Below are 25,565 nucleotides of genomic sequence, written 5' to 3'. Positions count from 1 at the left end.
TCGCGTTACTGGGCGGTGTATCCGCCGTCCACGAGCAGCGTCGTGCCGGTCACGAAGGAGGCGTCGTCGCTGGCGAGGAACAGCACGGCTTTCGCGACCTCTTCCGGCTTGCCGAGACGCCCCATCGGATGCAGGGCCACGAGGTGGTCCGTGATGGCCTGGGTGCGTCCGGCGATCAGCGGCGTGTCGATATAGCCGGGGCATACGGCGTTCACGCGGATGCCGTGCTGCGCATAGTCGATGCCCAGCGTTTGCGTAAGCAGCTTAACGCCGCCTTTCGCGGAAGCGTACGCGGTGACGCCGGCTTTGCCGACGTGGCTGTGAATCGAGCCGCAGTTCACGATCGCGCCTCCGGTGCCCTGGGCAAGCATCTGCTCCAGCGCGTATTTGTCGCTGAGGAAGACGCCCGACAGGTTGATGTCGATAGTCTTCTGCCAGGATTCCCAGCTCAGCTTGTCGGCGGGGCCGTCTTTGGCAATGCCCGCATTGGCGAATAAAATATCCAGCTTGCCGTATTGTTTGACCGTTTCGGCAACCATATGTTTAACGTCGTCTTCCTTGGTGACGTCGGTTTTAACGAACAGGGCATCGCGGCCCTCCGCTTTAAGCTCGTCCGCTACGGTCTGACCGCGGTCGGAAAAGTCCGCGATGACGACTTTTGCGCCTTCCTGGGCGAACAGTCGGACTGTCGCTTCTCCGATTCCGCTGGCACCGCCGGTTACGATGGCTACTTTGTCCGTAAATCTCATGAGGCATCTCTCCGTTTCATAAATAGGGTGAACGGTCGTTACGGCTCTGTAATCCAGGCCCTGCCATAGGGCAAGTCCTCATCATCTTGCTTTTATTGTATCGCTTTTATTCCTATAGAACTATTTAAACTTAATAAGCTATACTTAAGCCACACTTAAGGAAGGGGGCGGAATTTTGCATCTGGAGCAGTTGGAATATATCGTCGAAGTGGCGAAAACGGGATCGATCACTAGCGCCGCACGCAATCTGCACGTGTCCTTATCCGCGGTCAGCCAGTCCATTACTCACCTGGAAGGCGAACTCGGAGTTGTTCTGTTCGCGCGCTCGCGGATGGGCGCGGTTCCGACAGCCGAAGGCCAGGTGATCATCCGCAAAGCGTTCGAAGTGCTGAGCAAGCTGGACGAGCTTAAAGAAGCGGCGCGGGGCTGGAGCGAGACGCTGAGCGGAGAGCTTCGGATAGGCACCATTCCGGGGCCGATGTCCCTTCTGGTCGATGCCGTCGCGGGGTTTAAGAAAGACTACCCGCTGGTGCGGATGGAAATCACGGAGAAAGGCTCGCAGGAAATTCTCGATGATATCCGCCATAACAGGCTGGACATCGGATTCATCATTTTCTTCGAGAGTCTGCTCAAAAAAAGGGAGGGCCTGACCTTCGAACGGCTGCTGGAAGGAAGAATGGTCGTGGGTATGAGCGATAAGTCTCCGCTGGCTTACCGGGGAGCCGTTACGCCCGAGATGCTCCGTACCCAGCCCGTCGTGCTGTATAACGACGAGTACGTTCGGTGGTTTATGAACCGGTTCGCCGCGGAGCACGGCGAGGTGGACATTTTATTCACGACCAACAACACGGACGCCATCCGCAAGGCGGTTGAAGAGCAGAATGCGGTCACCGTGGGGATGGATTATTCCTTCCGGCGGGAATGGGCTCCCATGTTCACGGAAGTCAACATGATGACGGCGGAGCTGGAATTCAACGCGGGCCCGCCGGTTTACCTGGGCTGGGTACGCTCGGAAGGGCGCCATTTCTCGCGGATTTCCAAGACGTTTGTTGAGCGGCTGAGAAGCGGGCTTCAGTAGGGTCCCGGCTCGCCTTGCGTCTGGCCCCTTCGGGATTCTTGGCAGGATAAGGGAGGATACCGGAGGATGTTTCCGAACGTCACGGCTCAGTACGCCTCGTCGGGGGTGAGCGCGGGTGAGCCTCCGTCAGGAGGGCTGAGTCCGTTTTCCAAAGTCGGCTTCCTTCTTTATACTTATAAGAGTGTTCTACACACGAAATAAACGAACCGGGAGTTGACTTGGATTGACGTATGCGAAAATGTTGGGAAGACGCAGTGAGATTTTAAAGCGTACCATCGGAGACATGATTGCAAAAGACAATACGAAAGGTCTCGGTATGCAGGAAAGCAGCTTTCTGAGAACCATGATTAAAGAGCTGCATCAGAATGAATATGAACTTCAAAGAAACTCGTGAACCTTCCACAAATCCTTGTAAATGGTCAATAAAGGAGAGGAAGACACCAAGCCCGCTTCCGGGACTTGGTGTCTTTCGCTTGAGAAAGGAACAGCTCGTCATGAATGTGAAAATAATCGGTGTAGCGCTCTACATCATGCTCGTTTACGGGGCCTCGAAGCACTACCCGGCCATGCACGGACTGTTCTTCCCCGCGCTGGGGGCATTCAGCTTCCTGTTTATTTCCCGTCCGTTCAACGCGAAAGCGATGAGTTCCATTTCGGCGGGAGCTGTGCTGGCCACGGTCATTGGCACCCTGATTTATTACCTCGTTCCCGGCATTTTGGCGCTTTTCGTCAATACGCTTATCATCATTTGGCTGAACAAGGTCAAATGGAACGCGCCTCCGATTCTCGCCGTTTCCCTGATCCCCTTTTTTACGGAGACTCCCCGCATCTGGGACGTACCGCTCGCCGTCGCGTTGTCTCTGGCAGGGCTGACGGTGACGCTGCTGGCGGCCGAGTTCGTTCACGTGCGGCTGCCGGCCTTTTTCCGCGGCGGGAGCAAGCTTGCGCCCGGTTCGGAAGAGGGTGCGGGATAACGGCTGACCGGGGGCAGGGCCGGAAACCCGAGAGGAATACCGGCCCGAACGTATACCCAGACACGCCCGAAGCCGCAAATTAAATAAACAGGCGCCCTCTTCGAAGGCCGCCCGCCCACGAAACAAAGACCCCCGCTTTTACGGCCGGGCGTCTTTTTTGTGCCGCTTTTATTCGGTTATCATTCGGCGTAAGCGGTCATAAAATGTGAAAACGGTTTAAAGGAACGCCTGCATATTGTCTTAACTGTCAGGAACGTATTAAAGAAAAAATAGACGCATAGAGAATTTAAACAAAGCGTATTGCTCATAACCATTATGTTGCAATAGTACAAAAAGGAGGAGAAAAATCGACCTTTACTGAACTGATTGAAACAGCCCGCGCTGAGGGATATGTCGCCGTAATGAGCGTCCCCAGAATCATCAGTCTGAGAGGACGTTTGCTTAGAGTAGCGAGGTTTCTCAACAGGTTCAACGGGCTAACAATAGGGTCAGCCCGTTTTTCTAAAAACTTCTTTAATTGAACTAAATATTTTTATTATTATTTTAGAAACATCTTGAAAGAAGTCACTTAGATATCTTTTAACTAGGAACCCTACCAAAGTAAAGAATAGTGAAATAACTATTATAAACACAAATAGTTTTAGTCCTGTTTCTATGAATTCCATTTAGATACAGCTCCTCCTTTTCAGTTATCATTTAAACTTGACGATGAAGAAACTATAAGGGATATAAATAATACCTTCAAACTAAAAAAAAATAGAAAATATATATGGATGAGAACTCATGCATTTACTCGGATGTATCAAAATAGCTGGTGCTCAAGAATGAGCATCAGCTATTTATGTGGATAGCACTTTTTATGGGATGAGAAGGATTGCTTTGAATGTTTTACCTTCTTTTCATGGTTCAACTCCTTAACAGGTACTAATTGTATCATAAACCATTAAAAAGAAAAATATATTTAAAATGCTTTTGTTGGCGGACAATACTTATCAAGTGTTTATCGGTACTGTTTTCGGAGAATTTTTTTTAAGTTCCCTATTTACAGAACTGAAAAATCCTCCTATAATGGCGATAGATTAATTCCTACTTTACCAATGGGATATTAAGAAATTGGCATTCGGATGGGATGCAGCTTAAAAACGGGGAGGAACTACCATGAAAAAAAGAGCTTCATATGCTGTTAGTCTGATTTTGGCCGCTTCACTGGCCTTGTCGGCTTGCAGCAGCTCCGGGACACCTGGCGCATCGGAAGCGCCGAAAACGGACGACCAGGCCAAACAGCAGACGGGCGCGGATCAGTTTATTGCCGCTACCGACAAATCCAAGTCGCCGGCCGCCGCTACCGCAAGGAAGGATACGGTCGTGGTTACTCTCACGGAACCCGGCGGAGTGTTCAATCCTTATTTCTATCACAACGGCTACGACGGCAACGTAACTTCGGTCATGTTCACGCCGCTGGTCGACATCGACGAAACCGGTAAGCCGATCCCGGCTTTGGCCGAGAAATGGGACATCTCCCAGGACGGGCTGAAGTATACGTTCCATCTTAGAAAAGACCTGAAATTCAGCGACGGTTCCCCGTTGACCGCGGATGACGTAGCGTTCACCCTGAGCGTGCTCTACGACAAAGCTTACGACGGCGAAACGGATATTACGGAAACGGTCGTTAAAGGCGGCCAGGCTTATAAAGAGGGCAAAGCCTCCACAATCGAAGGCATCAAGGTTACCGATCCGCAAACGATCGAAATCACGACGGAGAAAGCTAACGCCAGAGCGCTTCAACTGCTGGGCGGCCAGGTTCTTTCCAAAGCTTACTACGGCAAAAACTACACGCCCGGCAATTTGGAATACATAAAAACGCTTCATTCCAAGCCGGTAGGAACGGGCCCGTACAAACTGGAGAAATTCATTCCGGGACAGGAAGTCCGCTTCATCGCGAACGAAAACTACTTCGGCGGCAAGCCGTCCGTGGAACATTTTATTTATAAAACGACCTCCGGCGACGCGACCCAATTCTTCCAGACCGGAGAAGTGGATTACAGCTCTTATCCGGCCAACGACGACAGCCTGGAGCTTCTCAAAGGTCTCGGCTACGCGAACGTAAACATCTACACTTCTACGGCTTACAGCTTTATCAAGTTCAACCACAGCAAGCCGATTTTTAAAGACAAAAACGTCCGTCAGGCGTTTATTTACGGCCTGGACCGCGAGAAAATAGTCGCAGCCGCTTACCAGGGCTACGGCCAGGTAGCGAACGTGCCGATTTCTCCCGCTTCCTGGGCTTATACCGAAGAAGGCGTCAATACGTTCAAGTTCGATCAGGAAAAAGCGAAGAAGCTTCTCGACGATGCGGGCTGGAAACCGGGAGAGGGCGGCATCCGGGAGAAAGACGGCGCGAAGCTGGTAGTCCATTACTTCACGACGAAGGGCCCGCTCAGCGACGTGCTCGTTCCGATTGCCAAAGAAAATTACAAGGACATCGGCATCCAGCTCGAAACGGAACTGATGGACTACAACGCCCTGCTGGCAAGAACAAGCAAAGGCGATCACGATCTGGCTTCCTTCTCGACCACGCTGCTGCCCGATCCGTCCGACGGTGTTATCAGCTTCTACTCCAAGAACAAAAGCAGCTTCACCGATACGAACGGCTATGCGAATCCGAAAGTGGATGAGCTGATCGAGAAAGGAATCTCTTCCTTTGACATCGAGCAGAGAAAAGCGACTTATAAAGAGCTGTATAAGGAACTGTCCGACGATCCGCCGTTTATTTTGCTGACGTACCGGAAAATCATTTCCGCGCATAACGCGAGAATCGAAGGCTTCAAACCAAACGGCTACACGGGCATTTCCTCCAGCCTGTCTAAGCTGAAGATCGAGTAGTCTTTTCTATCCTATCAATAGCGGAAAGAGTTATGCCCAGCTTACAGGCTGGGCATCTTTCTTGGGAGGTACACAATGAAGTCTTACGTAATCAAACGATTGATTTATATGCTGATCACCCTGATCGGGGCCTCTTTGCTTATTTTTATGCTGTATGCGCTGACGCCCGGCGACTTTGTCGATTCCAACCCGAAGTTGTCCATGGAGCGCAAGATCGAGCTGAAAGAGCTGTACGGACTGGATAAGCCGGTCGTCGAGCGTTATTTTATCTGGCTGGGCAATCTGCTCAAGGGCGATCTGGGTTTCTCGCTGCAGTACCAGCAGTCGGTGACCTCGCTGGTCGTCAGCTTTATCGGCAATTCTTTTCTGATTGCGTTCACCTCCATGATTTTCACGTGGCTGATCGCGATAGCGATCGGGGTTTTCTCGGCTACGAAGCAGTATTCCTGGTTTGACGCCCTGATTACGTTTCTGGTCTTCGCCGCCATGTCGCTTCCGGCTTTTTTCGTGGGGCTGCTCATTATTAAACTGCTCGCGGTCGACCTCGGCTGGTTTCCGCCGGGAGGCAAAACCACGACCGGAAGCACGTCGACGGGTCTGGCTTATGCATGGGAGGTCGTTCGACACATGGCTCTACCGGTTGCCGTATTGACGATGCTGAGCGTCGGTTCGCTGACCCGGTATTTCCGGACGAATCTGCTGGAGGTCATCAAGCAGGATTTTATCCGGACCGCAAGAGCCAAGGGGCTCAAGGAGAAGACGGTCGTATACAAGCACGCGCTGCGCAATGCGCTGCTGCCCGCCATCACCCTGCTCGGTTTCGAGATCCCTTCCTTGTTCGGAGGAGCGATCATCACGGAGAAAATCTTTAACTGGCCGGGGATCGGGCAGGTGTACATGCAGGCTTTTTCCGTACGGGATTATCCGGTTCTGATGGGGTTCACGATTTTTATCGCGACCTTGACCGTGATCAGCAACCTGATCGCCGATCTGCTCTACCGCGTGGCGGACCCGCGCGTAAGATTGAAATAGGAGGGCTCTTGCATGCCAGTCAGCGCTCAACATACGATAAACCCGGCCGCAGGACAGCCGTCGGCTCCTAAGTCTTCTTTGTGGAAACAGTCGTTTCTGAGGCTCAGGAAGAACAAGATGGCCATGCTTGGTCTGGGGGTTCTTATTTTTATATTTCTGCTCTGCTTCATCGGCCCGTTGTTCTCGCCGTACAGCTCGGGTAAAGTGGATGCCGGCCTGATCAAAGCGCCGCCGAGCCTGAAGCACTGGCTCGGTACGGACCAGCTGGGCCGTGACATTCTGACCCGGCTTATGCAGGCGGGCCGCATCTCGCTTACAGTCGGCCTCGCATCCATGGTACTGTCCGTCCTGATCGGATCGGTGCTCGGCATTCTCGCGGGCTTTTACCGGGGAGTCGTCGATCAAGTCATTATGCGCGTTGCCGATGTGCTGATGACGATTCCCGAGCTGCCGATGCTGTTCATTATGGGCGCCGTCCTGTCCGAATGGAAAGTGCCGTCCGATTACCGGCTGTATATCGTCATGATCATGCTCAGCCTGGTGGGCTGGCCGGGACTCGCCCGGATGGTGCGCAGCCAGATTCTGGGCCTGCGCGAACGCGAATTCATCCAGGCCGCCGATGCCCTCGGCCTGAGGGACCGGCGCAAACTGTTTAACCATTTGCTGCCGAATACGGTTCCGCTGCTGATTGTCGTCGCGACGCTGCGGGTTGGCGGGGCCATCATCGGCGAGTCGACGCTGAGCTACTTCGGGCTCGGCGTCGTGCCTCCGACGGCCTCCTGGGGGAACATGATCGACGCGGCCAATTCGCTGATCGATTTCCAGAAGCGGCCGTGGCTGTGGGCGCCGCCGGGCTTCGCCATCTTTATCACGGTCATTGCCGTGAATTTGCTGGGTGACGGACTGAGAGACGCCATGGATCCGAAAATGAAAAGCAGGTGAGCCTAATGAACAAACCATTGCTTGAAATTAAACAGATGAGTACGCATTTCTATACCGACGAAGGAACGGTGAAAGCCGTAGACAACGTCAGTCTGAGCCTGAAAGAAGGAGAAACGCTGTGCATTGTGGGCGAGTCGGGCTGCGGCAAAAGCGTAACCGCCATGTCACTGATGAGGCTCGTTCAGGAGCCGGGCGGGAAGACGGTCGCGGGTGAGGTCTGGTTCGACGACAAGGACCTGCTGAAGGCGGGGCCGAAAGACATCCGCCATCTGCGCGGCAATGAGATCGCGATGATCTTCCAGGAGCCGATGACGTCGCTGAACCCGGTACTCACCATAGGCGAGCAGATGATCGAGCCTATTATCGAGCACCGGCTCGTCTCCCGGAAAGAGGCGAAGAAGCAGGCGTTGGAGCTGATCACGATGGTCGGCATCGCACGCGCCGAATCCATCTACGACAGCTACCCGCATGAGCTTAGCGGCGGCATGCTGCAGCGCATCATGATCGCCATCGCGCTTTCCTGCAATCCGCGGCTGCTCGTCGCCGACGAGCCGACTACGGCGCTCGATGTGACGATCCAGGCGCAGATTCTCGACCTGCTGCGCAAGATCAAGGAAGAGCGCCGCACCTCGATCCTGCTGATCACGCACGATCTGGGGGTCGTGGCGGAGATGGCCGACCATGTCGTCGTGATGTACGCCGGCCAGGTCATCGAGGAATCGCCGGTGCTGGATCTGTTCCGCAATCCGAAACATCCGTACACGCAGGGGCTTCTGCGGGCCAAGCCCGTCGTCAACCAGCGCAAGGAACGGCTGTACACGATTCCGGGGCAGGTGCCGAAGCTGGTGGATCTGCAGGAATCGTGCTATTTCAGCGACCGCTGCGAGCACTGCATGGAGATCTGCCGCACGAAACAGCCTCCGATGCTCGAGACGGGCGCGGGCCATAGAACGGCCTGCTGGTTATACGAGGAGGGAGTCCGGTGAGTACGAAACTGCTTGAAGTGAAAGGCTTGAAAAAATATTTCCCGGTTTCCGGCGGCTTTCTGAACCGGACGGTGAATCACGTCAAGGCGGTCGACGATATCAGCTTCACGATCAACAAGGGCGACGCCTTCGGCCTGGTCGGGGAATCGGGAAGCGGCAAGAGTACGACCGGGAGATCCATTCTCCGTCTGACGGATATAACGGACGGTGAAGTGATCTACAAGGACCGCGATATTTTCTCGTTGTCCAAACCGGAGCTGCGCACGCTCCGCACCGACATGCAGATCATTTTCCAGGACCCGTACAGCTCCCTTAATCCGCGCATCCGGGTAGGGGACGCCATCGGGGAGGCCGTGCTGGACCACGGGCTCGCCTCCAAGGCGGAGATCCGGGAACGGGTGCTGGAGATCATGTCGGTGTGCGGACTGGCTCCGCATCATATCGACCGGTTTCCGCACGAGTTCTCGGGCGGACAGAGACAGCGGATCGGCATTGCGCGGGCGCTTATTCTGGGCCCGGATTTCATCGTCGCCGATGAGCCGGTATCCGCTCTGGACGTGTCCATTCAGGCTCAGATTATTAACCTGTTCAGCGATCTGAGGGACCAGAAAAATCTGACCTATCTGTTTATTTCTCACGATCTCAGTGTCGTGGAGCATTTGTGCAACCGCATCGGCGTCATGTACCTCGGCTCCCTGATGGAGCTGGCTCCGCGCGACGAGCTGTTTGCCAATCCGCTTCACCCGTATACGCGGGCGCTGCTTTCGGCCATTCCGATCCCCGATCCGGAAATCCGCCGGGAGAGAATCGTGCTGACCGGAGATATCCCGAGTCCGGTGGATCCGCCCTCCGGCTGCAAATTCCACACCCGGTGTCCGTTCGCCAAGCCGGTGTGCAGGGAAGCCGTTCCCGAATACCGCAGCGTAGGGGGCGAGCATTATGTCGCTTGCCATTTGGTTTGACGCCATGTACACTTCTTCTAGCAGTCCGTATACTTGAGCAGAATATCCGCCCGGGTATCTCGTGCAAGCTGTTTGACCGCCCTCCATTGAACGGGCGCATACAGGACAGGCAACCAGACAACTATAGCCTGGGTTCGAAGGGAAGCGTGAACGGCAATGGCTTATGAAGTTGAATTTTCGTTTCAGCCTGCGAACGAACTGATCGTCAGTCTGCATACGTATCTGTGCAAGATCTGGTATAAAAGAATCGATCTAGGCCCCGACTGGGCCCCCGAAATCCGTACGGGACTGACCGGCGATTTCCGGCAGGAACTCGATTCGATGGAATTGTCGCCCGAATGGCGGCTGATTTTTCTTATTGCCTACTTGTCTCCCGAAAAGAAAAGCGTGCCCGGCTTCCTGCGGTGGCTTGAAAACTTGTCCCTCGGGGACCTGTACGTTCTCCTGTCGCCGTACGTCCAGAATTTTCCTGCCGACATGCAGGCGGTGCGGGACAAGTTTGTCCACCTCCTGTCGGAGTGGAACAGCCAGTACTTCGCGAAGGTTGACCCCGGCATCCTAACCGCCCTCGATGAGGACGCGGAGAAAAACCGCGCCCTCATCGGACGGATGCCTGCCGTCGAACTGACGGAGCAGACGACAGGGGGCATGTATTTCGAGCCGGGCGGAAGCCTGGAAAAGGTTGTTTTGACGCCGCAATACCACTTTGTGCCGGGGAATGTGTTTTACAACTTCGGGCCCGTTACACTCTGTCAGTACCCGGCCGTTATGCCCGGTCACGACCATGAGGAGGGGCCGTCGCCGAAATTGTACCGGATGCTCCGCAGCCTGAGCGAGAAAAGCCGCCTGCGGATCCTTCGGTTTTTGCGCAGCGAACCCCATAGCTTTATCGAGGTGGTGCGGTACCTGGGCATATCGAAAGGGATTACCCACGAGCATCTGTTCAGCCTGCGGTGCGCAGGTCTGCTCAAGGCCCATGTGACAGGGGAAACCGTCACGGGGTACAGCCTGCGGACATCGGCCGTGGGCGAGCTGCAGGCGCTGCTGCTGGACTACCTCGAAGACTAGCCGAAGCTGCTGGAGGCCGCTTGCCCGGTACAGGGCGAGCTGAAAGGCGGGGGAGCACACGGCAAAACCCGCTAGAGGCGAAGGCATAGAGCGCGGATTGAAGCCGAGCAAAAGTTAAGCCAGAAGCCAGAGGCCAAAGCCCAAAGCCAGTAAGTATGCAAAAAGCCGGATTTTCTCTTTTTCAGAGATCCGGCTTTTTTACGTTCTCGGCGTCAGCAGGGTACTTAACGCTTATTTTTTTGCAGAATATCTTCGGCGATTTGTCCGATCAGATTTTCTTTGCCGAGTGCGAAAAACGCCTCGTTGTAACTTTGCCTGCTCGTCACCCGGTAGACATGGCCCGCTTTTACGGCACGCAGCCCGCCCCACAGCCGGCTCTGCTCCAGCGCGTTCTGCTCGTTGTCCGCCAAAAGGACGATATGATCCGCATCGATGGCGGGCAGTGCCTCCGGGCTCAGCACCTTCCCGCCCCAAGGGTCGGGAAGGTGCTGAGCCTGGAGCCTTGGACAGCCCGAGATCGCGGTAAAGCATATCGGCAATGCCGGTCTCGGCATAGACGCGGATTTCTTTCTGCGTCGCTTCGATCACGGCAAAGGTTTCGCGACCCGTAAGCTTCGTGATTTGCTCCTTTATCTTACGGCTTTTCGCTTCGTACCGGCTGCTCCAATCTTCCATTTCCTTTTTCTTGTCCAGGGTTTCCGCGAGGAAGGAAAAGCGGTCCCGGAATGCTTTCAATATTGTAGTGGAATCGGAAGAATTGAACAACGGTTTTCTTGGCGGGAGTCTTTTTGTAGCATGGAAAAAATGGCACACACGGCTTCGGGCGCCGGTTCTATCACCGATTCTATCCCGGCACAGGTATGCTTTTAAAAGAGGAGCTTATGCCTCATCGGATCCCTGTACTTCCAAGGGGGAACAAGCGGAAAACGGGGTTTCACGCGTTCGGCTCCTGAGCCTCCAATGGCAATGTCACATGGAAAACGGTGCCTTCGCCCGGCCGGCTCTCAACGGAAATTTCGCCGCCGTGCATCTCGATGATCTTCTGCACGATCGACAGCCCCAGCCCGCTTCCTCCGCCGGAAGAGGTTCTGGATTTGTCCGCTTTGTAAAAGCGCTCGAACACATGCTGGCGGTCTTCCTCCGTCAGCCCGATCCCGGTGTCGGCTACGGTCACGCGGGCACGGTCTTCCAGGGTGACTAGCATGATGCGGATCGTGCCGCCCTCCGGCGTGAATTTGATGGCGTTAGACAGGAGGTTGATCCATACCTGGCTCATCAGATCCCGGTCGGCCCGGCATGTGACCGGCTCCAGCTCGACTTCCATGTCGAGCTTCTTTTCCAGCCATTTCGGTTCATTGGCCAGCACGACATTGCGAAGCTGCTTATCCAGCCTGTACGTAACCTGTTCGAACGGGTGATGCTTCGATTCCAGCGAAGTCAGCTTGAGCAGATTGTCGCTGATTTTGGATAAGCGCTCGCTCTCCGTCTCAATGATCGTAATATAGCGAAGCCGCGCTTCCGGCGAGAGATTTTCCTGCTTGATCGCCTTGGCGAAGCCCTGGATAGAAGTCAGGGGAGACTGGATTTCGTGCGACACGTTGGAGATGAACTCCTGCCGCATTTTTTCCAGCGCTCCAAGTTCCACGGCCATCTGATTCACGTTGGAAACGATTGTGCCGAGCCGGTCCTTCTCATCCAGCGGGATATCGATGCTGACGGAGAAGTCACCCTTGGCGATGCGCCGCATGGCGTCCTGGATCATATCCCAGACGAGCATGTGCCTTTTGCTCATTAAGGAAGAGATCGCGCCGACACAGCCGACGAAAAGAATGAAGACGACGGTGGCGAAAATCGCCTGCTTCCAGTAGGGAACCGGCTCCGCGCCGAGCAGGGAATACAGGAAAGGCAAGCCGGTGTACGCCACGTAGGTGCAGAGCAGCATAATAGCTGCGGCGGCAAGCAGAATAAGAACGGCCGTGCGGGCCCGGGCAAGGAGGCTTTTCCTCATTCCGCCGTTTCCAGGCGGTAGCCCAGCCCCCGTATGGTGCGGATTCTGAAGCCGCAGTCTTCCTCGGGAAACCGCTCCCGGAGCCGCCGGATATGCACATCGACGGTCCGCTCGTCGCCCGCGTAATCGTAGCCCCAAATCTCCTCGATAAGCTGGTCGCGCGAGAAGGTTTTGCCCGGATAGCTTCCCAATTTGAACAGCAGCTCGAACTCTTTCAAGGGCAGCGTCAGGCTCTCGTTGTTCCACAGCAGCTCGTACGTACTGCGCCTCATGGTCACCGACCCGACTTCCACCGCCTGCGAGACCGAAATCCGGTACCGCTTCAGCAGCGATTTTACCCGGACAACCAGCTCGGCCGGCTCGAACGGCTTGACGAGATAGTCGTCCGTCCCCAGATTGAAGCCTTTGACCTTCTGGCTCGTTTCGCCCTTGGCGGTCAGCATAAGCAGGGGAAGATCGCCGTAATGGGCGCGGATTTCGCGGCACAGCTGCCATCCGTCCATCTTCGGCATCATAATATCGAGAATGACCATGTCGATCTTGTGAGTTTCGAGCTTGGAGAGAGCGTCGATCCCGTCGACGGCCTCGAACACCTGAAGTCCCTCCGCTTGCAAAAAGATCAGCACAAGCTCCCGGATATGCGCATCATCGTCGACAACCAGAATGTTCGCCATCGGCTGTGCCCCCTTTTTAATAGTCTTTCATCCTCATTGCTTTGCGAAAAGTTACGCTTCTTGAAGCCTCAGCTGCTGGGAGGCGAACTCCTTGTACATGGAATGGGTCTGGAACAACTGCTCATGCGTGCCGCTTCCCGTAATATGTCCTTTTTCGATAAAAAGGATATTGTCGGCGTCCACGACGGTGGAGAGGCGGTGGGCGATGACCAGTGTCGTCCGGCCTTTCATCAGATTGTCCAGCGCTTTCTGGACGTAAATCTCGGACTGGCTGTCCAGGCTCGATGTCGCTTCGTCCAGCATCAGAATCTGCGGGTCCCGGAGCAGAGCCCGGGCGATAGCGATCCGCTGGCGCTGTCCGCCGGAGAGCTTGATTCCCCGTTCGCCGACTTCGGTGTCGAATTTCTGCGGCAGCTCGGCGATAAATTCGCCCGCGTAAGCCATTTCTACGACCTTGTGCAGCTCGGCATCGGTCACTTCCCGTTCGACCCCGTAGCAGATATTATCACGGATCGTTCCCGAGATCAGGGCGCTTTCCTGGGCGACGTAGCCGATATGGCTTCTCCAGGAATGCAGCGAGAACTGCTCGATCGGCGTATCCCCGAGCGTAATCGTGCCGCCCGTCGGCTTATAGTAGCGCTCCAGCAGCGAGAACGTCGTGGTTTTGCCGCCGCCGCTCGGACCGACGATGGCCGTTACTTTGCCCGGCTCGATCGTAAAGTTAAGGTGCGACAATATGTGTTCGTTCTCGTAAGCGAAGTCGACGTCCTTGACATGAATCGGGCGGGAGACGCTGTCCAGTTTCGTTCCCTCGTACAGGTGTTCTTCCTCCTCTTCGAGGACGGTCATCATTCTTTCCGTCGCACCCATCGCTTTCTGGAGATGAGTAAAGAACATGGTCAACTGGGTGACCGGAATTATGATCTGGATCAGATACAAAATGAAGGCGACCATGTCGCCCGCAGTCAGCGCTCCGGACGATACGCGGACGCCGCCGTAACCGATAATGGCGACAAGCACGGCCATCAGGACGAACGAGATGAGCGGACTGATCAGCGCATGGATTTTCGCTTCGCGCAGGCCGAACCGGAACAGGTTCGTGATGCCGGTTTTTCCCCGCTCGTACTCGATTTCTTCGGCATTGGACGCTTTGACCAGACGTGTCTCGGGCAGAACCTGATTGAGTACCGCCGTAAACTTGGCGGTTTCCTCCTGCATGCCCCGCGAAATGGCAAACATTTTTTTACCGAGCAGCATAAGCACCACCATGGCGACCGGGACCGCGAGCAGCATGACCAGCGTCATTTTCCAATCGAGGAACAACAGGATAATGACCGAACCGGTAATGGACAGCACACCGGTGATGCAGTTGGCCAGATGCTCGGTGATCACTTCTTTGACGAGCGCGGTGTCGTTAGTTACCCGGCTTAACATCTCGCCGGATTCATTTTTATCATAGAAAGAAATCGGCAGGTGAAGCAGCTTCTTCCACAAGCGGTCGCGCAGGCTCCCTACCACATGATGGCCGACCCGGTTGAGCAGGTAAATGGACAAGCCGCTGGCCACCGCCTGCAGAATGAACGCCAGCGCCAGCAGGCCGATCTGCCACGGATCCATCGCTTGAATCGAGAAGCCGTCCACGAGCTTCTTCGTAAAGAGGGGGACGACAAAGCCGACCCCGGTCGTTGCCACGCTCATCACAAGGGCGGCGATTAAAAGCAGCTTCGAAGGATGGGTATCCTGAATCATGCGGAGGAAAAGCCGCCAATTCCCCGTTTTTTTCTTGTCTTGTATAGTTTCTTTCATCTTAAATGTTCTCCTCCCGTAAAACTGTGTGGCCACACAATCTTTTTCTGTGGTTTATGTTCTATGCCGTAAATTTATCATGCATTTATGAACTCCATATTAACTGGAAATGGAATGGACGCAACCGCTCACCTGCATGAAAGATTAAAACCCGCCTAACATGGGGCTAACAATAAGACCATACACTGACGGCACGCGTCCGGACGCTCTGCAAGGCGCCAACACGGTCAATCTGGACGCGCTCGCCGCAAACGGCGCTTACAGCTGAACGACGAAAGCCAACTCCAACTATACGTGGAGCGCAACGGGCTGGTCCACGCTCCATACCGGCGTCTGGTACCAGAAGCATCCGTTGAGGGTGCTTTTTTTGTACGCCCGCGGCAGCCGCACAAAGAGCCGGAATTTTATTATTTTCTACCGCTTTATCATTTTCTACATCGTCTCCGTCCCTTGCCTGTCAAGGACTTTGATCATTTTTCGGGGAGGAGTAGAGAAAAATCCGCAGTTTTGTGAAAACGCTTTATTTACGGAATCTCTCCGGGCTTTCTATACTGGGGGTGTGCGGAGGGCGCCAGAAGCCGAACACCGGAACGCCTCTAGCGCAAATCCATCATTGAGGTCAAGGAGGCACAAGTATGACCCGTAAGCTTCTATCGACGTTTTTATCCCTGACGCTGTTTGCATCGATCGCATCGGCGTGCGCCGGGGGCAAGCAGGAGGGGGCATCTTCTGCAAATACGAAACCGAGCACCGCCGCCGCGGCAGACTACGGGGACACGGGCGGGCTCAAGCTTCCGCTGGTAGACGAACCCGTTACCTTGAACTGGATGCTGGTCAGCGACAATCCGGATCTGAGCAACAAGCTCATCGTGAAGGAAATCGAGAAAAGAACCGGCATCAAGCTGAATATCCAGGCCTATTCCACCGCCAACTACAAAGATAAGTTAAAAGTGGTGATGGCCTCGGGCAAGCTGCCGGACGTTTTTCACGGACTTACACCGGCGGAAGCCAACAAATTAGGTTCGCAGGGGGCCCTGACTCCGATCAATTCCTATCTCGACAAGCTGCCTAACTTCAAAAGCCTTTATGTAGATAACAAAGACAGCAGCTGGGTGATGAAGTCCTGGTCCGACGACAAAGAGAACCTCTACACCTGGCCGATTTACAACATCAACCGGGATGTCAACCACGGCTTCCTGTACCGCAAAGATATTTTCGACAAGCTGGGCATCCAGGAATGGAACACTACCGAAGAATTCTATCAGGCGCTGAAAAAATTGAAAGAAGCGTACCCGACTTCTTATCCGTACGCGTCCAAAACGAAAGATTATATTTTCCGGGACTGGGCGCCGGGCTGGGGGATTGGCGGAGCGAGTTATCCGGCGGTCTATGACGAGAATGCGAAGACGTGGAAGCTTGCTTTTATCCAGCCGGAATATAAGCAAATGCTCGATTTCATGAAGAAGCTGTACAACGAGGGGCTGCTCGATCCCGAATTCGTCACGGATACGGATGCGTCCTGGACCGCCAAAATGACGACGAACAACAAGTCTTTCGTCACGTTCGACTGGATCGGCCGTCTGGATCTATTCCATAACCAGGTCAAGTCCCAGAATCCGGACTACAACTTGCGCTACGGGAATCCGGTAGGACCGACGGGTAAAATCAAGCAGCTCTCCAAGATCGACAACTACGGGATCGTCGTATCCAACAACAAGAACAAGGAAGTGGCGCTCAAGCTGCTCGATTACTTGTCCAGCCCGTCCGGGGCGGCATTGGTCACGATGGGCGTCGAAGGAGAGACCTTCAAGATGGAAGGCGGTAAGGCCGTCTATCCCGAGCTGAAAGACGTGCCTAACGTCGACATCGGCGTCCTCAAGGACCGCTACGGGCTCTGGCTGGAAGGGATGTACGTCCGTGCGGACAGCCGCAGCGTGTACTACAACTTTACGGAGAAGGAGCAAGAGGCCCAGGACAAGATGGCCAAAAACAACAAGATCGACGTGCTGGACCCCGTTCTGAAATTTACCGACCCCGAAACGAAGAAAATCGCCGATGTGCTGACATCTCTGCAGAAATCCGCCAACGAGTTCAGCACCAAGTACATTCTGAACAAGAGCTACGGCGACGCGCAGTGGAATGAATGGCTGCAAACCGCCGAGAAAATGGGCGCTTCCGCCTATATCGAAGCCTACAACAACGCGCAGAAACGGTTCGACAGCAAATAAGCGCGCTTTTCCGCAAGAAACAGAGCAAAGACGGACGGCATCCGCGTTTTTGGCGGGTGCCCCTTCCGCCTTGAAGGAGGTACCCTGCATGCAACCGGCACAACCCGAGCTGGCCCCAACGGCGGTCAGCCAACCGAAGCGTTCCAAAGGAGCGGAAATTTTGCGGCACATCAAGAGGGACCGCCAGCTCCTGCTTTTGTTCATCCCATGTATCGTCTTCTTTATCCTGTTCCGCTACGGCCCCTTGTACGGGCTGATTATCGCGTTTAAAAATTACAACGTCTATGAAGGCATCCTGGGCAGCGAATGGGTGGGACTGGAGCATTTCAAAGCGTTTTTCTCCAGCCAAGATTTCTGGATGCTGTTCCGCAACACGATCCTGCTCGGCTTGTTTACTCTCTTGTGGGGCTTTCCGTTTCCCATCTTGTTCGCCCTGCTGCTCAACGAAGTGCGCCTGCAAGTTTTCAAAAAGACGGTGCAGACGTTAAGCTATCTGCCTGCGTTCCTGTCCGTCGTCATTATCTCGTCCATGATTATCGATTTCCTGTCGCCGACCCGGGGGCTGCTCAATACGATTATCGAGGCGCTCGGCTTTACCCGGACCTATTTCCTGATCGACCCGGAATGGTTCCGTACCATTTACGTGTCCTCGGATATCTGGGCGACGATCGGGTACGACGCCATCATTTATCTGGCCGCAATCGCAGGCGTCAGTCCGACCTTGTACGAAGCGGCGCGCGTGGATGGCTGTACGCGATTCCAGATGATGCGCTACATCACGATTCCGAGCATTCTGCCGACGATCACGATCATGTTCATTCTGAAAACGGGCGCGATGTTCCGGATCGGCTACGAGAAGGTGCTTCTGCTCTACAACCCGATGACCTACGACGTGGCGGACGTGTTCTCGACTTATGTCTACCGCAAAGGTCTGCTTGAAACGAACTACAGCTATGCCGCTGCCGTAGGATTGTTCGAGGCGCTGGTCGCGCTCGTGATGCTGCTGGTCAGCAATATGATCAGCCGGAGAGCGGGAGGCAGCAGCTTATGGTAACCGCAAAGGGGAGGAACCTCCGCAAATTCGGTCTTTTCGATCTGATGAATGTGATCATTCTCAGTTTGGTCGCGGCCGCAACCGTCTACCCGGTGCTGTACATCATCGCGGTTTCGTTCAGCGATTCGGCTTATATCGTGCAGAATAAAGTGTTTCTCTGGCCCCGGGGCTTTAACCTGGACGCTTACAAGGAAATTTTGCAAAATCCGCGTATTCCGCGCGCCTATCTCAATACGATTCTGTATACGGGCGTGGGCACTCTTATCAATCTGCTAATGACGGCCGTGGCCGCTTATCCGCTTTCCCGGAAAACGTTCTTCGGGCGGAAATATTTTATGATCGCCATCGTCATCACCATGTTCCTGAACGGGGGCATCATCCCGACTTACATCGTCGTGCAAAAGCTTCACCTGCTGGATTCCATCTGGGCTTTGGTGCTGCCCAACGCGATCTGGACGATCGAGCTGCTCATTCTCAAAAGCTTCTACGAGTCGATGTCCTCGTCCTTGCGTGAATCCGCCCTGATCGACGGCGCGTCGGAGTACCGGATTCTGTTCAGCATCATCCTCCCGCTGTCCAAACCGGCGCTCGCTTCCATCGGCCTGTTCTACTTCATGGGACACTGGAACAGCTTTTTCCTGCCGCTGATTTATCTCAACGACGCCAACCTTTATCCGCTTCAGGTGGTGCTCCGGGATATGCTTATTTTCGATCAGGCCAAGGAATCGGGGCTTGTGGACCAGGCCGCGCTGACGCCGGAGGCGATGAAGAACGCCACCATCTTCATTTCGATGATTCCGGTGCTGCTTATTTATCCGTTCGCCCAGAAATATTTCGCCAAGGGCATTATGCTCGGTTCCGAAAAAGGCTAGAAGGGATGCCCGGCCGGGTGTCGAAGATTAAGGGAACTAACAGCGTCATTTCCGTTATAGAGCGAGGGGGACGGAATATGCCGAGGATCCGCTGGAAAGTGAACATGGGGCTGCTGAAGATTTTCTTGTCGCTTCTGCTCGTGGCCGTTGTCATGTTCGCATCCAATTACTTGGTCTTCGAGAATTCGATTTCGGGTATTTATCGTCAAGTCAGCGAGAATAACAAACTGGTTGTGAAGCATGTCATCCGGTCGTTCGATCAGGCTTTCAAAGAGATGAACGACCTCATCTATTCGATCCACGCCCTGCCCTACAAGTCTTGGGAGGTGATGGAGGATGACCGGATCAACATGAACGACGTGTATCTGATGCAGAAAAACATGACGACCCTGGTGTCCTCCATGGATTATCTGGAAGAGGTCGTTCTGTTCGAGAAAGGGTCCGCCTTCGCGATTACTTCGCAAGGGACTTCGAGCCTGGAGGCGCTCTTCAACGAGCAGTACCGGCACGATACGTACAACGCGGAGTACTGGAAGTCTTTTGCCGAGACGAACCGGACGCAGAAAGTGTTTCCTGCAAGCGTATTCAAAGTGAGGGTCGCGGACCGGCTTGTCCAAAGCCGCAATCTCATCGTGCTGATGGGAAGCAACCAGATTTCGACGTACAACATTATGCTGCTGATCGACGTGGATAAGCTGCTGAAGCACGTCAACCAGACCGCGATGATGCAGGGCACTTCCCTGATGGTGATGGATGCCGAGCGCAACCGTATTCTGAGTACGGACCCGGAGTGGGATCTCGTGGAAATGCTGAACGAGGTGTATTTTAACCCGGGGCAGGAAGCGACGGTCAAAAGCCGGGATTACGAGTATCTGTTTTATAAATCCGACTATAACGATTTTATTTATATTGATAAAATGCCGGTGGAACTCGCGGGCACCGCGCCGGTAGTCGCCTGGAACCGGATGATCATGATTATCGCCATTCTGTCGGCGGTGGGCCTCTCCATCCTCCTCAGCTACTACCTGTACCGGCCGATCGGGGATCTGGTCCGCCTGCTGGGCGGAAAAACGGCGGAACGGCAGGCGGATTACAGCCGCATCCGCAGCGGCATCGAGCAGATCCAGCTGGAGAATGCCTCCGTCAAAATTCAGATGGAGACGGTGCATTCCGAAATCCGGCGCGGCGTGTTCCTGCATGCCCTTGACGAATTCTCGCATTCGCGCGAATTCGAGAACCGGATGCAGCACATCTTCGCGGATTTCTTCCAGACGGGCCAGTTCATGATGGCCGCCATTCATCTGCGGCCAAAGGAAAGCCCGGATGCCGGAGGCGAACCGCCGGCGCCGCTGCGGGCCGCTTCCCTGGAGCAGACGCTGCAGGCCGTGCTGCGTGAAGCGGCCGGAGAGGCCAACAGCCACTGCGCCGTCTTCCACGCGGGAAGCCTGCAGTTCCTGGCGCTGATCGGCCTCGACCGGCCTTCGGACCGCGAGCCGGTCATCCGGCGTATGGGGCAGGTGCTGAAGCAAGCCGGGAGCGGACCGCTGAAGGACGTCACTGTCATGGCGGCCGTCAGCAGGCTCTACGCCTCGAAGATCCAGTACTGCCAGGACGCTTACCGCGAGGTCAAGCGGGGCCTGATGTACCGGGATCTCTCGGAGGCAAGCCCGGTCACGGATACGCAGGCGATCCGGTATACGTGGAAGGTGTACTTCCCGCTGCATGAAATCGAGAAGCTGTCCAACCACCTTGCGGGAGGGAACGTGGAGGCATGCCTAGCGATGATCCGCGCCATTCTGGCGAAGAACGCCGAGCGGCATGTCCACCATCACCAGCTCGTTCCCGTCGCCGAGTGCATGTACTATCACATGCAGCAGTACGTGGAGCCGGGCAAAGTCGATCAGCAGGAGCTGATCCGGCTGCAGGACGGCTTTATCCGGTCGGTTCATCACGCGGTGGACTACCGTGAAATCGAAACCGCGCTGGAATATGCCGCGCGCCGCTTTGCGGAATGGCGGAAACCGGCCGGCGACACGAAACTGGAAGCGGAATTTATCGCCCAGTATATCAACACGCACTACAAGGAAAACCTGCACCTGGATCATATGGCCGAATTGCTGGGAACAACCCCGAAATATTTCTCGAACTACTTTAAGAAAGCGTTCGGCATCAATTTCGTGGAATATCTCAACAAGGTCCGGATGGCTCACGCCAAGGAATGGCTGAAGACGACCGACTGGTCGGTGGCGGAAATCGGCGAGAAGTCGGGGTATCTGAATTCGTCCACTTTTACGAGCACGTTTAAAAAATACAACGGCATTTCGCCCAGCGAATACAGAAGAAAGTCGATTTCCTGACTGGATGCCAAAAGTGGTTCAGGCGGCCAAGGATCGCTTGAAGCGAGGAACGAAAGTTGCCTGGCGAAAGGTTGACCGGGTCGATAATGAGCGGCGTTAAGATGAAAGTGTATAAGATAGCTGAATGAAGATTAACGCGTCCGGATTAAAGGCAGTAAGCCTATTCTCCTCATTAAGTTTAATGGGACCCAACTTACGTCATCCGGATAGAACAACTACCCAAACAGTAACGCGGCACAATGACTAAGGGCGCAATAATTAATGAAGCGTAATTAAAAACGCCCTAACGAAAGTTCATAAAGAGTAGCGAGAACATGAATAACGGAACTACAAGCACTGCGAATAACGACACATCGAATAATGAGACATCGAATAATGAGACATCGATTAACGAAACAGCACTTGTTCCCGGGATACCCCGCCCGAATAATACTCTCTCCATCACTAGGCTGCAATAGGGCGGGCATACGGGAAGCTGACGAAGGGTATGGAGGGAAAAACAATGAAATGCGTTGCGGCACAACATGGAAAAATCGTTCTGCGTGAACTGGAGGAACCGCCGCTCCTGCCGGGGCATATTCTGATCCGTACCGAATATTCCGCGATCAGCCCCGGAACGGAGCTGTCGATGCTCCGCCGGTCCGGCGATACGCCGGTCGAGCTGGGCTACAGCGCGGTCGGCATCGTCGAGCAGATCGGCGAGGGCGTCCGCGGCCTGGAGCCGGGACAGCGCGTCGCCTGCTACGGCGCCCCTTACGTCCGGCACGCCGAGACGCTGGCCGTCCCGGCGAACCTGGCCGCCCCGGTGCCGGATCACGTCCGGCCGGAGGAAGCGGCGTTCGCCGGGCTGGGCGCCATCGCGATCCACGCGCTGCGTACGGCCGAACTGCGGTTCGGCGAGTCCGTCATCGTGGTCGGGCTCGGCATCCTCGGCAACCTGACGGCGCAGATCGCCTCCGCCGCCGCCTTCCGGACGGCGGGGCTGGACCTCGACGCGGGACGCGCGGAGCGGCTGCGCACCGGCGGCGTCGAGGCGTTCGCCGGCGCCGAGGAGCTGGAGGCGCAGCTGGCCCGGGTGACCGGCGGCCTCGGCGCCGACAGCGTGCTGCTCTGCGTGGGCGGCGACGGCGAGCCGCTCATCAACCGCGCGTTCGGCTGGCTGCGGGACCGCGGTTCGGTCGTCCTTGTCGGCGACGTGAGCGCGAATTTCTCGCGCGGGCAGATGTTCGGCAAGGAGGCCCGCGTGCTGATCTCCCGGGCGGGCGGGCCCGGGCGCTACGACCCGATGTACGAGCGCGACAACCGGGATTACCCCGTCGGTTACGTCCGCTGGACGGAAGGCCGCAATACCGCGGAGTACATCCGTCTGCTCGCGGAAGGCCGCATCTCGGTGGCCCCGCTGCTGACCTCGCTTCCGTTCGGCCGGGCCGCGGAAGCGTACGAAAGCTTCCGCGGCGGCGAACCGGCGCTCGGAGTGCTGCTCCGGTATGGCGCGGATTAAGGGCGGGGCAGCTTAGCCGCCGCTGGCCGTTCGGCCCGCCCCCTTGATCGGCGGTTTAAGGCCTGTCAACGCGAAGCGCCCCGACTACGGCGGCGGAAGACGGCCAATGCGGAACCGCTCGGACGGTATTTCCGGGAGCAGGCCCTTTTCCGGCAAATCATAACGTCAGCAAAGCGAAACCGATCCTTGTCCCAAGGTGACGTTTCGCTTATTTGTATCCTCTTTTTTGCGGGCACCGGCATTTCCGGTATTTCTCAAGTTCTCCATCAAAAAAACGTAACAATTTTAGTTTAAGATTGGAGTCGGAAAGGTACCTATATATACACGAAGGAGGTCGGAGGGTGATGGGGGATCTCATCCTGGAGCTGGTGGACCAGTACGGGTATACGTTTTTTTACGCGGCCCTGGCGCTGGGACCTTTCGGCATTCCGGTACCCAATGAAGTGACCGTGATGACAGGCGGCGTTATCGGAGCCGAAGGGCTGCTTAATCCCTGGCTCGTTTATGTATGCATTTTTCTGGGGTTGATCACCGCAGTCACGATGGGGTTTGTAATCGGCCGGGTATTCGGCAAACGTCTGATTCACCGGCTGCAAGGGAAGGAAAGATTCGCGCGGTATTTCTCGTCTTCCGAGCAGCTTCTCGATAAATACGGCACGGCAGCGCTCTGCATCAGCTGTTTTATCCCGTGTGTCCGGTATATCGTGCCGATTTTTATGGGCGCCTACGGCAAACGCTATGCCAAATTCGCTCTGTACGCTTACAGCGGAGCCTGGGTATGGACGCTCATTTTTTACGCAATCGGGCGGCAGTGGGGTTACAATATGTCCCAGCTTCTGATCGTTCCGGAAACGAAGCTCGTCCTGGCTATCGGCTTCGCCGCGGCGGTTTTATTCCTCTTCTGGAGGAACAGAGCCAAGAAGTCACAAACCTAGAGCCGCCCGTGGAAGGGCGGCTTTTTTGCATGCGCCGGGATTTATAATTAGCAAAAGCGGGACAAGAATTCGGATGGAAATTTCGTTAAAATGGTGGATAAGCCGCCTTTCTTTCCGTTTTGATCAGTATCCCCTACTAATACCCGGTTACCGTTAAAATGTAAAATTTTTTTGCGGATTCGTCTTGACCCTCCTCTTGGAGGAGCCTTTAGACTTTGACAGGAAAGGAGGAATACCATGCGCAGCGACAAACTCTTGACCGTTAAGGAAACCGCACAGGTGTCGGGTGTAACGGTAAAGGCTCTGCACCATTACCACAAAATCGGTCTTCTGCCGCCCCGGGAAATCAGTGAAGCGGGCTACCGGCTGTACGGGATGGAGGAGCTTCAGCGGCTGCAGGAGATTTTGTTTTACAGGGAACTGGATTTTCCGCTGGAAAAAATCAGGAGGGTGCTGGAAGAAAAGCCGCAGCGGGCGGCTATTTTATCGGAGCAGGAGGAGCTGCTTTCGGCGCGGAAAACGCGATTGGACCAGCTTCTTCGGACGCTTCGGCAGTCTATCCGGCATGCCTCGGAAGGAGAAGGGATGGAAATGGCAGACATGTTTAAGGGATTCGGCAGAGAAGAGGAATGGAAAGAGGCGCTGACGGAGCAAAGCGAGTATTTGAAAGAAACGTACGGGTACGACCTTCTGGAGAAGGGAACCATCAACGTGGAGGCTTTGAACGAGCAGGCGGCGGAGGCAAAACGGTTTACGGACGGAATGGCCGCCGCACTCAAAAGCGGAGTGAAGTTCGACCACGAGGACGTGCGGACGCTGCTCCGGGACCATCTGGATTTCCTGAACAAAGCGGGGAATATGTTCGGGCCCCAAGACTACGTCGACCAGACGAAGTTTTTTATGGAAGACGATTTCCACCGGCACATGCTGGAAAGCCAGCAGACCGGTCTGGCTTATTATTTGCGCGCCGCCGCGGAATCTTGGGCGGCCGCCAAGTGACGGCGAAGCGAAGCGTATCGCGGATAACCGCCGGGCGTATGTTGCCCGGCGGTTTTTTGCGGTATAATTAGCTTCTCGGCTGACTCGCGCGCCGGGCCTTTACAGCCCGTATGACATGCATAATTATGCCCGGAAAGGGGGAGAATCGGTTGGCTTTCGGAGTGAAAAGAGAGGAACTGCAGCGCTGGAAAGCGGCGGTATCAAGAGGAGACATCGCGTATCTGACGCATTACTGGCTGGACCCGCGCTTTCCCGGCATTACGACGGTTACGAAAGTCGGCTGTTCCGACCTCGGCCGCTTGTCCGACTGGTGCGCCTCTCACGGACTGAATCCCGGGTACATTCATAACCGGGCCCCGTTTCCGCATTTTGACCTGATCGGCCCCAAGCAGAAAGAAATTTTATGGAAAGAAGGCATTCACGATCAGCTGAGACGGTTCAGGCTGCTTGATTGAAG

General features: G+C 55.2%; 22 protein-coding genes. 17 read left to right on the top strand and 5 right to left on the bottom strand.

Features of this window, described 5'->3' with window-relative positions:
* Positions 1-5: 5 nt before the first annotated feature.
* Complete coding sequence (locus tag AC58P5_RS24095) at positions 6-749, bottom strand: SDR family NAD(P)-dependent oxidoreductase (RefSeq protein WP_497391137.1); 744 nt, start codon at positions 747-749, stop codon at positions 6-8.
* A 175-nt stretch (positions 750-924) separates the two neighbouring features.
* Here AC58P5_RS24095 and AC58P5_RS24090 point away from each other — a divergent pair, with 175 nt between their 5' ends.
* The 9 genes from AC58P5_RS24090 to AC58P5_RS24050 all read left to right on the top strand — a co-directional run bounded on the left by AC58P5_RS24090 (position 925) and on the right by AC58P5_RS24050 (position 10,674).
* A complete protein-coding gene (locus AC58P5_RS24090) occupies positions 925-1,827 on the top strand; it encodes a LysR family transcriptional regulator (RefSeq protein WP_497391135.1) in 903 nt (300 codons plus the stop codon).
* Between the two features lie 223 nt (positions 1,828-2,050).
* Entirely contained in the window at positions 2,051-2,221 is a 171-nt protein-coding gene (locus tag AC58P5_RS24085; RefSeq protein ID WP_326052232.1) for a hypothetical protein, read from the top strand.
* Between the two features lie 100 nt (positions 2,222-2,321).
* Positions 2,322-2,801 (top strand): hypothetical protein, encoded by a 480-nt coding sequence (locus AC58P5_RS24080; protein WP_497391133.1) that lies wholly within the window; start codon positions 2,322-2,324, stop codon positions 2,799-2,801.
* Positions 2,802-3,959: 1,158 nt separating this feature from the next.
* A complete protein-coding gene (locus AC58P5_RS24075) occupies positions 3,960-5,684 on the top strand; it encodes an ABC transporter substrate-binding protein (RefSeq protein WP_497391132.1) in 1,725 nt (574 codons plus the stop codon).
* A gap of 75 nt (positions 5,685-5,759) precedes the next feature.
* Positions 5,760-6,716 carry an ABC transporter permease gene (locus AC58P5_RS24070; RefSeq protein WP_497391130.1) on the top strand — a complete coding sequence of 319 codons (957 nt, stop codon included), beginning with the start codon at positions 5,760-5,762 and terminating at the stop codon, positions 6,714-6,716.
* A gap of 12 nt (positions 6,717-6,728) precedes the next feature.
* Positions 6,729-7,658 carry an oligopeptide ABC transporter permease gene (gene opp4C / locus AC58P5_RS24065; RefSeq protein ID WP_497391129.1) on the top strand — a complete coding sequence of 310 codons (930 nt, stop codon included), beginning with the start codon at positions 6,729-6,731 and terminating at the stop codon, positions 7,656-7,658.
* A gap of 5 nt (positions 7,659-7,663) precedes the next feature.
* Positions 7,664-8,644, top strand: a complete 981-nt coding sequence (locus AC58P5_RS24060) for an ABC transporter ATP-binding protein (RefSeq protein WP_497391127.1) — start codon at positions 7,664-7,666, stop codon at positions 8,642-8,644.
* Positions 8,641-9,606 (top strand): ABC transporter ATP-binding protein, encoded by a 966-nt coding sequence (locus AC58P5_RS24055; RefSeq protein WP_497391125.1) that lies wholly within the window; start codon positions 8,641-8,643, stop codon positions 9,604-9,606. Before AC58P5_RS24060 ends, AC58P5_RS24055 begins: the two co-directional genes overlap by 4 nt.
* Before the next feature lie 156 nt (positions 9,607-9,762).
* Entirely contained in the window at positions 9,763-10,674 is a 912-nt protein-coding gene (locus tag AC58P5_RS24050; RefSeq protein WP_497391123.1) for an ArsR/SmtB family transcription factor, read from the top strand.
* A 224-nt stretch (positions 10,675-10,898) separates the two neighbouring features.
* Here the strand turns inward: AC58P5_RS24050 and AC58P5_RS24045 are convergent, their stop codons facing one another.
* The 4 genes from AC58P5_RS24045 to AC58P5_RS24030 form a co-directional block, all read right to left on the bottom strand.
* Positions 10,899-11,228 (bottom strand): hypothetical protein, encoded by a 330-nt coding sequence (locus AC58P5_RS24045; protein WP_497391121.1) that lies wholly within the window; start codon positions 11,226-11,228, stop codon positions 10,899-10,901.
* A 380-nt stretch (positions 11,229-11,608) separates the two neighbouring features.
* Positions 11,609-12,682, bottom strand: coding sequence for a HAMP domain-containing sensor histidine kinase (locus tag AC58P5_RS24040; protein ID WP_497391119.1), 1,074 nt, complete (start codon positions 12,680-12,682; stop codon positions 11,609-11,611).
* On the bottom strand, positions 12,679-13,356 hold the full coding sequence (locus AC58P5_RS24035) for a response regulator transcription factor (protein WP_497391117.1): 678 nt from the start codon (positions 13,354-13,356) through the stop codon (positions 12,679-12,681). The genes AC58P5_RS24040 and AC58P5_RS24035 overlap by 4 nt, the downstream gene beginning before the upstream one ends.
* Before the next feature lie 51 nt (positions 13,357-13,407).
* Positions 13,408-15,162, bottom strand: coding sequence for an ABC transporter ATP-binding protein (locus AC58P5_RS24030; RefSeq protein ID WP_497391115.1), 1,755 nt, complete (start codon positions 15,160-15,162; stop codon positions 13,408-13,410).
* A 635-nt stretch (positions 15,163-15,797) separates the two neighbouring features.
* Between AC58P5_RS24030 and AC58P5_RS24025 the strand changes: the two genes are divergently transcribed.
* From AC58P5_RS24025 to AC58P5_RS23990, 8 genes are all read left to right on the top strand, one after another.
* On the top strand, positions 15,798-17,390 hold the full coding sequence (locus AC58P5_RS24025) for an extracellular solute-binding protein (protein WP_497391113.1): 1,593 nt from the start codon (positions 15,798-15,800) through the stop codon (positions 17,388-17,390).
* 88 nt (positions 17,391-17,478) lie between these two features.
* On the top strand, positions 17,479-18,444 hold the full coding sequence (locus AC58P5_RS24020; RefSeq protein WP_497391111.1) for an ABC transporter permease: 966 nt from the start codon (positions 17,479-17,481) through the stop codon (positions 18,442-18,444).
* Positions 18,438-19,316 carry a carbohydrate ABC transporter permease gene (locus AC58P5_RS24015; RefSeq protein ID WP_497391109.1) on the top strand — a complete coding sequence of 293 codons (879 nt, stop codon included), beginning with the start codon at positions 18,438-18,440 and terminating at the stop codon, positions 19,314-19,316. Before AC58P5_RS24020 ends, AC58P5_RS24015 begins: the two co-directional genes overlap by 7 nt.
* A gap of 77 nt (positions 19,317-19,393) precedes the next feature.
* Entirely contained in the window at positions 19,394-21,673 is a 2,280-nt protein-coding gene (locus AC58P5_RS24010) for a helix-turn-helix transcriptional regulator (protein WP_497391107.1), read from the top strand.
* Between the two features lie 502 nt (positions 21,674-22,175).
* Positions 22,176-23,174 carry a zinc-dependent alcohol dehydrogenase gene (locus tag AC58P5_RS24005; protein ID WP_497391105.1) on the top strand — a complete coding sequence of 333 codons (999 nt, stop codon included), beginning with the start codon at positions 22,176-22,178 and terminating at the stop codon, positions 23,172-23,174.
* Between the two features lie 344 nt (positions 23,175-23,518).
* A complete protein-coding gene (locus AC58P5_RS24000) occupies positions 23,519-24,109 on the top strand; it encodes a DedA family protein (RefSeq protein WP_497391103.1) in 591 nt (196 codons plus the stop codon).
* A 237-nt stretch (positions 24,110-24,346) separates the two neighbouring features.
* Positions 24,347-25,108 carry a MerR family transcriptional regulator gene (locus AC58P5_RS23995; RefSeq protein WP_497391101.1) on the top strand — a complete coding sequence of 254 codons (762 nt, stop codon included), beginning with the start codon at positions 24,347-24,349 and terminating at the stop codon, positions 25,106-25,108.
* A gap of 149 nt (positions 25,109-25,257) precedes the next feature.
* On the top strand, positions 25,258-25,563 hold the full coding sequence (locus AC58P5_RS23990) for a hypothetical protein (protein WP_497391099.1): 306 nt from the start codon (positions 25,258-25,260) through the stop codon (positions 25,561-25,563).
* Positions 25,564-25,565: the final 2 nt, after the last annotated feature.

Source organism: Paenibacillus sp. JT31N7, from assembly GCF_059692095.1.
Note: the sequence above shows the minus strand (reverse complement) of the source record. Positions and strands in the feature narration are given on the sequence as shown.